Annotated in this window: 6 protein-coding genes; 3 read left to right on the top strand and 3 right to left on the bottom strand. The window is 35.5% G+C overall.

The features are described from left to right. Positions 1-1,120, top strand: a 1,120-nt coding sequence (locus F6K22_RS23140; RefSeq protein WP_293103277.1) for a dihydroorotase, incomplete at its 5' end; no start/stop codon positions are given. Positions 1,121-1,901: 781 nt separating this feature from the next. Here the strand turns inward: F6K22_RS23140 and F6K22_RS23135 are convergent. The 3 genes from F6K22_RS23135 to F6K22_RS23125 form a co-directional block, all read right to left on the bottom strand. Next, on the bottom strand, positions 1,902-2,084 hold the full coding sequence (locus F6K22_RS23135; RefSeq protein ID WP_293103274.1) for a hypothetical protein: 183 nt from the start codon (positions 2,082-2,084) through the stop codon (positions 1,902-1,904). A 237-nt stretch (positions 2,085-2,321) separates the two neighbouring features. Continuing rightward, positions 2,322-2,825 carry a tRNA (adenosine(37)-N6)-threonylcarbamoyltransferase complex ATPase subunit type 1 TsaE gene (tsaE, locus tag F6K22_RS23130; protein WP_293103271.1) on the bottom strand — a complete coding sequence of 168 codons (504 nt, stop codon included), beginning with the start codon at positions 2,823-2,825 and terminating at the stop codon, positions 2,322-2,324. Between the two features lie 466 nt (positions 2,826-3,291). Next, on the bottom strand, positions 3,292-4,668 hold the full coding sequence (locus tag F6K22_RS23125; protein ID WP_293103268.1) for a gluconeogenesis factor YvcK family protein: 1,377 nt from the start codon (positions 4,666-4,668) through the stop codon (positions 3,292-3,294). Positions 4,669-4,978: 310 nt separating this feature from the next. Here F6K22_RS23125 and F6K22_RS23120 point away from each other — a divergent pair, with 310 nt between their 5' ends. Next, the gene (locus F6K22_RS23120; protein WP_293103265.1) at positions 4,979-6,310 is read left to right on the top strand and encodes an RNA-guided endonuclease InsQ/TnpB family protein; all 1,332 of its coding nucleotides are present in this window, start codon (positions 4,979-4,981) and stop codon (positions 6,308-6,310) included. Positions 6,311-6,312: 2 nt separating this feature from the next. After that, positions 6,313-7,104 (top strand): ABC transporter ATP-binding protein, encoded by a 792-nt coding sequence (locus F6K22_RS23115; protein ID WP_293103262.1) that lies wholly within the window; start codon positions 6,313-6,315, stop codon positions 7,102-7,104. Positions 7,105-8,237 lie beyond the last annotated feature (1,133 nt).

The following is an 8,237-nucleotide window of genomic DNA, read 5'->3' as shown; positions in this document are numbered from 1 at the left end:
TGGATTAGAACATAAAGAAGATTTATTTACTGCTAGTCGAGCTTGTGTGAAAGGTGGTGTTACTTCTTTTCTGGAAATGCCTAATACTAAACCTTTGACTACGACTCAAGCTGCATTGGATGATAAATTACAACGGGCAGCTCAAAAATGTTTGGTTAATTTCGGTTTTTTTATTGGGGCAACTGCAGAAAATTTACCCGATCTATTAACAGCTAATCCTACTCCTGGGATTAAAATTTTTATGGGTTCCATGCACGGACCTTTATTAGTAGATACTGAGGAAAAGTTAGAACCAATTTTTGCTAGGGGAAAAAGGTTAATTGCTGTTCATGCAGAAAATCAAGCTCGAATTGATGAAAGGAAAAAAGAATTTGCTGGAATTTCTGACCCTGCTATTCATTCACAAATTCAGGATAATGAAGCAGCTTTGTTGGCAACTAAGATGGCTTTGAAATTGTCGAAAAAATATCAGCGACGCCTACATATTTTGCATACTTCGACTGGAGATGAAGCTGAATTATTGCGTCAGGATAAACCTAGTTGGGTAACTGCTGAAGTTACGCCTCAACATTTGTTATTAAATACAAGTGCTTATGAAAAAATTGGTACTTTAGCTCAGATGAATCCTCCTTTAAAGTCTGTTCGGGATAATGATATTTTATGGCAAGCTTTGTTAGATGGAGTAATTGATTTTATTGCCACAGATCATGCACCTCATACTTTGGAAGAAAAAGCAAAAGGTTATCCGAATACTCCTTCAGGAATGCCTGGGGTAGAAACTTCTTTACCTTTAATGTTGACTCAAGCTATCCAGGGAAAATGTTCTGTTGCTCAGGTTTCTAATTGGATGTCTACTGCTGTTGCTAAGGGTTATGGAATTCCGAAAAAGGGAGCGATCGCTCCTGGTTTTGATGCAGATTTAGTATTAGTCGATCTGGATAATTATCGCCCTGTTTTAAGAGAGGAATTAATGACAAAATGTCGGTGGAGTCCGTTTGAAGGATGGAGTTTAACTGGTTGGCCTATTATTACTATTGTTGGGGGAGAAGTTGCTTTTAATCGTGGTGAATTTAATTCTGAGGTTCGGGGTCGAGCTTTGACATTTTATGGAGCTACCTAATTAATTTTTGCGGGTAGAGATTGGACAGACTTAGAAGGAATACAACCTATTATAAGGAATGGATACTCAAGAATATGTTACCCGGATAAGACGAGGAGAGTTTCCAGAGTTAGAAATTAAACAAAAGAAATTGAGTAATTAACAGTAAATATAGGGACTTCCAAATAAAAAATTATCCCATTAGCTATGAAAATAAGGGAGTAGGGAGTAGGGAGTAGGGAGTAGGGAGTAGGGAAGAAATTGAACAAGTAAGGGAGTAGGGAGTAACCAGTTAAGGCGATTAGTAGAAAAATTGGGATAATTTATTTTCTGCTATTCCCATAAAAGAAAGTCTCCAGAATTTAACTCACTTATTGATAGACACTGCACCAGTTATTTACTAGGTTGAACAAAACCCCCAATACCTAGCAAAAACAAGAGCATTATTTAATTATAACAGTCTTTTAATCACCCTTATTATCCATATTCTTTTTTGTAATTGGTATAATTTAAAATTAATCTAATAGGTAACCTAAAAAAAGCCCCCAGCAAAATCATACTGGGGTAGTAAACTCCTAGGCAATATTATTCTAATCTCTGCCACTACTACCAATAGTTATCCGTAAATTGGTCGGAAGTAACAGTTAACAGAGTGCCAAGGAGTGAACAGAAAAAATTTGTAAATTTATCAATAGTCGTGTGATATAATTGAGAAAGGAAGTAATAGTATTAAGTTGAACTAAAAGTCCATCTTAATAATCCTACACCAAAACTTTAAGTGTTAGTTTTAGGAGTATGTTAATTACTTCAAATAGCATTCAGTCCAACCCTTACCTGGTTGATAATAGTTGCCACCAACAATTGCGTCCATTTCCTCTGGCTTCAACTCTAAAAAATCCTCATCTAGCTTTTTCTCTGGGTTAGTATTGTTGATATTCTGAATTTGAAAGTTTTTGAAGGAAGAGCTAAGTTTTTGTTTAGACATTTGTTGGTCTCCAATTTTTCTATGGTTAGTGGAATTAGACTTTTTGTCTAGTTCTATTTTTATTATGGCAAACCCAACACCAGTTTATACAAGGGGGTTGACAAAATCAAAAAGACATAATTGTATCAATTATTTCCTCTAAAAAAGTATAAAAGTAGTTCCCCAATAAAGGATAAATGATTGGGAAATTGTATTATCCATGGTTTAATTTGATAATTTTGTATGCAATTTTCTCAATCAACTTTCAATACTAAATTTTTCCCAATCAAAATTAAGCTTACCAATAGAAATCAATTTAGCATGACGTCCACGGAGTGTTGGATCAACAGTATCTCCTGCCTCAGAAAAACTCAAACAAACCCGTAAAAAATTAGGAGGATAATAAACCAACTTCTCAGACCATTCAATTGCTACAATACCCAAAGGTACTTCTGAACCTTCCCAATAAATCTCCAAATTTAAAGCTTCAATCTCTGAACTTTCTAAACGATATAAATCAAAATGATAAAGAGGAATTTTGCCAGAAAAATATTCATTAATTAAAGTAAATGTAGGGCTATCAATTGTTTCACTTATTCCCACACCTGCTCCAATACCTTGAACCAAAGTAGTCTTACCAGTACCTAAATTTCCTTCCAATAAAATTACACTACCAGCAGGTAAAAATTCCCCCAGACTTTTACCAAGATTGTAAGTAGCTGCTGCATTTGCTAGTGACAAAAAAACTTCTTGACTTTTCATTTAATTGTTAATTTTTAAACTGGTTATTTTCAGTTATCAGCATCTCCTACTGAAGTAGGAGGCTTGAAATACTGAATTTGATTTTTTTTTCTTGGTGGATTGGATATGGCGTTTTGCTACACAAAATGAAAAACAAGCGGATCTGCAATAGCGATAAACCTCCTCATCTATCGACCGCTTTTTATCCCCTTTAAAGGCGATGCCTTAGCAACATCTTTCTTCACAGAAAAATTGACAAAATAGAAAAGTTATATATTTGCTATTAAATGGATATTTATCAATAGTAAATCTATTTAAAATACGTTTTTTTATAATGAATAATTTAGGGTTAATTCTCCCATATTAAAATTTAATTCCAACTATTCTCCTCTTCATCTTCCAACACTTCCTACCCTTCCCAAACTTCCCTTCATTCAATCTTTTTTCCTTCTTCCTTCTCTCCTAGATAACCAAAACCTTCTTCCTTTTAAATCCGACTATACCACTGAAATAAAACCTGTGCCAACATCATCGGATCGTGGCGAACAAAACCAGTTTGCTCATCCTCATACATCACATTAGTTAAAAGAATTTTCCGCCCCAAATTTCTAACTGCTTCTCGGTCAAGAAAAACCGGATGAGAATCTTCTTGAGCATACTTAATTAAAGCTTGTGCCGAAGGGCTTTTTCCCTGCACTAAAACAGTATCAAATAATCGTTTACCACAAGCAACATCAATAGCACGAATATGGTCAGCTACACTATATCCAGTAGTTTCCCCAGGCTGAGTCATAATATTACAAACATAAATACTAGGAATATTTCTTAAAGTAATAGCCTCTGCAATTTCAGATACTAATAAATTAGGAATAACGCTAGTATATAAACTACCAGGACCGATAATAATACAGTCAGCTTCTTCTATAGCTTGCAAAACTTTAGGCAAAGCAGGAGGATTTTCAGGAGTACAACCTATTTTGATAATTTTGCCTCCTGCTTCAGTAATATTAGACTCCCCCTCAATACGTCGCCCATCTGCCAATTCTGCCCAGAGGTTAACATCAGTCAAAGTAGCAGGCAAAACCTGACCTTGGACAGCTAAAACTTTTGAACTAGCTGCAACAGCTCTTTCTAAATCACCTGTCACCTCACTCATTGCTGTAAGGAAAAGATTGCCAAAACTGTGACCCACCAACCCATCACCAGCACGAAACCGATATTGAAATAACTCAGTTAACAACTTTTCCTCGTTAGCTAAAGCTGCCAAACAATTCCGAATATCTCCTGGTGGGAGTACCCCTATTTCTCGGCGCAACCTACCAGAAGACCCACCATCATCTGCAACCGTAACAATAGCACTAATATTAGCACTATAACCTTTGAGACCCCTTAATAAAGTCGAAAGACCAGTACCCCCACCAATAGCTACAATTTTGGGACCTTTATTTAATCGTCGATGGGTAAGTAACCTATCGACCAGTTCTTCATCTCCCTCTGGCATTAACACTTTAGTAATAGTGTTTAAACTGCGGTTTTGTCCCCAGAAAATAAATAACAAACCACTAAGGATAATTATTGGCCCGGAAATATAATTAGGTACTATAGTTGTTATCCATCCCAAAAAGTTCTTGAGTAGCTCTAGGGTATAAAAAATAGGAGTCATTCCCGTCCATATTGCTACTCCTAAGCTAGTTAGTAGTACGCCAGCAGCACTCAAAAGTAACCATCGTTTGACGAATAATCCTGGTGCAAGCCATTTAAACCATTGGCTAACTATCCGAGAGTGACTCTTTTGACGTTTTGCAATAGAAAAGTTACTTTTGAGAAAGATGCGTAGAGTTTTCTTGAGTAAACCAGTTGACATAAGAATTTTAGCCTTAGCTGAATTAAAAACAGATTTTTCTAAAAATACTATCTACATAAAGAGGATTCTGGCACTATTATGGCGCTTCAGGACCAAATTTTGTTGGGGATGAGATGGGGGAACTCAGATATAATGTACTTTGAACAAAGTCCATTAAATTAGTTTTGACTTTTTCATTGCTAGTTTTCCAGTTGTGCATTGTTAAGTTTGAATTAGGTTTTAGGTTGAGGGGAATGGGCGTCCTCTAATAAGATTGACAAGTTGAGGTGGTTCCGCTAAAGTAACTCCTAAATAGCGGATTAATCAAATTTTGTGGACTCAAACAGTTAGACTCAAACTGAATCAATCGGAAAAAAGTGTGTTGACTTTTTTGTGTCACTTGTCCAAAAACTTGTTTAATGTTGGGTTGTACACAGTCCGTCAATATTTCTTTCAAGAGAATAAATATCTCAGTTACGAATCTAATTATCACTTGTGCAAAGAGAATGAAAATTATCAACTCTTGGCAACTGATTGTGGTCAACAAACACTTAAATCTGTAGATAAATGCTTTAAAGCATTCTTTAAACTACTATTGATGAAAAAAGAAGGAGTTTATCAACAGAGGATTAATCTCCCAAGATATTTGCCGAAAGATGGTTTTTTCCCTTTGATAATTCCAATTAGAGCCAGACATGACTTTGCCAAAGATAATTGGAAGTTTAAGATTCCCACATCTCGCAAATACACTAGAGATCATGGCTCTGTCTATATTAGAGTGCCTCCTAATTTGAGAGAGTATCGAATCAAGGAAATCCGAATACTTCCGAAGCAAAAAGGCAAATTTTTGGATGCTGCATTTGTTTATGAGTATAATGAGGAACAGATAAATGTGGACAAAGATGAAGCAATTTCTATTGATTTGGGATTGAATAATCTGGCTACAATTGTCAGTTCTACAGACGAATCTTTTATCATCGATGGACGTTGGCTTAAGTCCAAAAATCAGTGGTTTAATAAATGTCGAGCTAAACTTAGTTCTCATAAATATCGGCAAGGAATTAGGCATCATACCAAGCAAGAAGCTTGGTTGTCTTATCGTCGTAAAAATCAAGTTAATGACTACCTAAATAAAGCTGCTAGATACATTGTTGATTTCTGTGTAAGTAGAAAGATTGGAACGATTGTGGTGGGGTATAACCCTACTCTTAAACAAGAAACTAAGCTGGGTAAACGCAACAATCAGACGGCAGTTGCTCCACTTGTGGAGACCCCAAGACCGCACTGCCTCAATTTTGTTCAAATTCCGATCTTTACCCTTTGTGGCAAGCTGAAAAGCCTCTGTGAACGATATGGTTTGAACTACGTTGAACAAGAAGAATCCTATACATCTATTGCCTCTAGTCTTGATAGAGATAAAATGCCTGTTTATAATGCTGATAATCCTGTCAAAAAAAGTTTCTCGGGTAGAGGAATCAAGCGTGGATTGTATCAGACAAAAGATGGTCATTTAATTAATGCGGATGCAAATGGAAGTTTAGGAATAGGGTTAAAAAGTAAGCACCAACTCAGTTTTGAGCGAGTGTCTAGGGTCTGTTTGACGCAGCCAGTAAGGGTCAATATCCTTCAAGAATCCCCAACTATAGCGACCCTAGGAGCTTAGTGGTGGGAGTACGTCAAGAACCTTTAATTGAACTCAAAGGAGTTAGTAAGTCATTTGGAGAAAATGTTGTCTTAGATGAAGCAGACTTAACAATTTATCGTGGAGAGGCATTAGCTATTATTGGTCCGTCGGGCACTGGTAAATCTACAGTTCTCAGAATTATTGCTGGTTTATTGACTCCTGATGCTGGGGAAGTTTATGTGCAGGGAAAACGACGGGTTAGATGGATGGATGATTTAAAAGATCCAATTACTATTGGTATGGTGTTTCAGAATGCAGCTCTGTTTGACTCTTTGACAGTGGAAGAAAATGTCGGTTTTCTTTTGTATCAACATTCTAAGTTATTACGTTCCCAGATTCAGGAGTTGGTGAACCAGAAGTTGGAAATGGTGGGTTTGGGTAAAATTGGCGATCGCTATCCAGCAGAATTATCTGGTGGGATGCGTAAACGGGTGAGTTTTGCTAGAGCGATTATTACTAATCCAGAAAATCCCCATGACGATCCAGATGTATTATTATATGATGAGCCTACGGCTGGTCTAGACCCTATAGCTTCTACTGTAATTGAGGATCTAGTCCGTCACATACAATATGTGGATGGTGGGTGTAGCACTTATGTTATGGTGACTCATCAACATAGTACCATTCGTCGCACAGCAGACAGAGTTGTTTTTCTTTACCAGGGAAAAGTTCAGTGGGAAGGTAGTGTAGATGAAATTGATACTGTGGATAATCCTCTGATACAACAATTTTTTACAGGTAGTGTAGATGGACCAATTAAAGTGGTGGGTTAACGAAGTTAGAATTGAGAATTGAGAATTTAGAATTTAGAAGTTGTTTTTGTCAGAGTGATTTTTTTTGAGGAACTCTCCAAAAATATTTTGTCTAAAAAGGTAGGGTTAATGAATTAAGAATTGAGAATTTAGAAGTTGTTTTTGTCAGAGTGTTTTTTTTTTGAGGAACTCTCCAAAAAAATTTTGCCTAAAAAGATAGAGTTAATGAATTGAGAATTGAGAATTGAGAATTTGTCAGAGTGATTTTTTTTGAGGAACTCTCCAAAAAAATTTTGCCTAAAAAGGTAGGGTTAATGAATTGAGAATTGAGAATTGAGAATTTGTCAGAGTGATTTTTTTTGAGGAACTCTCGAAAAAATTTTGCCTAAAAATATAGAGTTAATGAATTGAGAATTGAGAATTGAGAATTTGTCAGAGTGATTTTTTTTGAGGAACTCTCCAAAACATTTTGCCTAAAAATATAGAGTTAATGAATTGAGAATTGAGAATTGAGAATTTGTCAGAGTGATTTTTTTTGAGGAACTCTCCAAAACATTTTGCCTAATACCATTTCTCATGCATTAATGCTACCCTTGGAAGGTGGTAAAAATCACTGGAAAAATTACAGAGGTTAGTTAACAATAAAATTATGTCAATAAATAGTATTTAGAAATATAAAACCAAAGTATAGCAAAGTTTTTGACAATTGGTATAATAAAGATAGGGTTAATGAATTGAGAATTGAGAATTGAGAATTGAGAATTGAGAATTTGTTTTGATCAGAGTGATTTTTTTTGAGGAACTCTCCAAAATATTTTGCCTAAAAAGATAGGGTTCATAAATTGAGAATGGAGAATTTGTTTTTGTCAGAGTGATTTTTTTTGAGGAACTCTCCAAAATATTTTGCCTAAAAAGATAGGGTTCATAAATTGAGAATGGAGAATTTGTTTTTGTCAGAGTGATTTTTTTTGAGGAACTCTCCAAAAATATTTTGCCTAAAAAGGTAGGGTTAATGAATTAAGAATTGAGAATTGAGAAGTTGTTTTTGTCAGAGTGATTTTTTTTGAGGAACTCTTCAAAAACATTTTGCCTAAAAAGGTAGGGTTAATGAATTGAGAATTTAGAATTGAGAAGTTGTTTTTGTCAGAGTGATT

The organism is Okeania sp. SIO2F4, assembly GCF_010672385.1.
Taxonomy (GTDB): domain Bacteria; phylum Cyanobacteriota; class Cyanobacteriia; order Cyanobacteriales; family Microcoleaceae; genus Trichodesmium.
The sequence above is the reverse complement of the archived record's forward strand: the minus strand, read 5'-3'. Positions and strand labels throughout refer to the sequence as shown.

What these genes read in the sequence shown, in the direction of transcription:
- F6K22_RS23135 (WP_293103274.1), bottom strand. Translation starts at nt 2,084, where the DNA reads ATGTCTAAACAAAAACTTAGCTCTTCCTTCAAAAACTTTCAAATTCAG.
- tsaE (WP_293103271.1), bottom strand. Translation starts at nt 2,825, where the DNA reads ATGAAAAGTCAAGAAGTTTTTTTGTCACTAGCAAATGCAGCAGCTACT.
- F6K22_RS23125 (WP_293103268.1), bottom strand. Translation starts at nt 4,668, where the DNA reads ATGTCAACTGGTTTACTCAAGAAAACTCTACGCATCTTTCTCAAAAGT.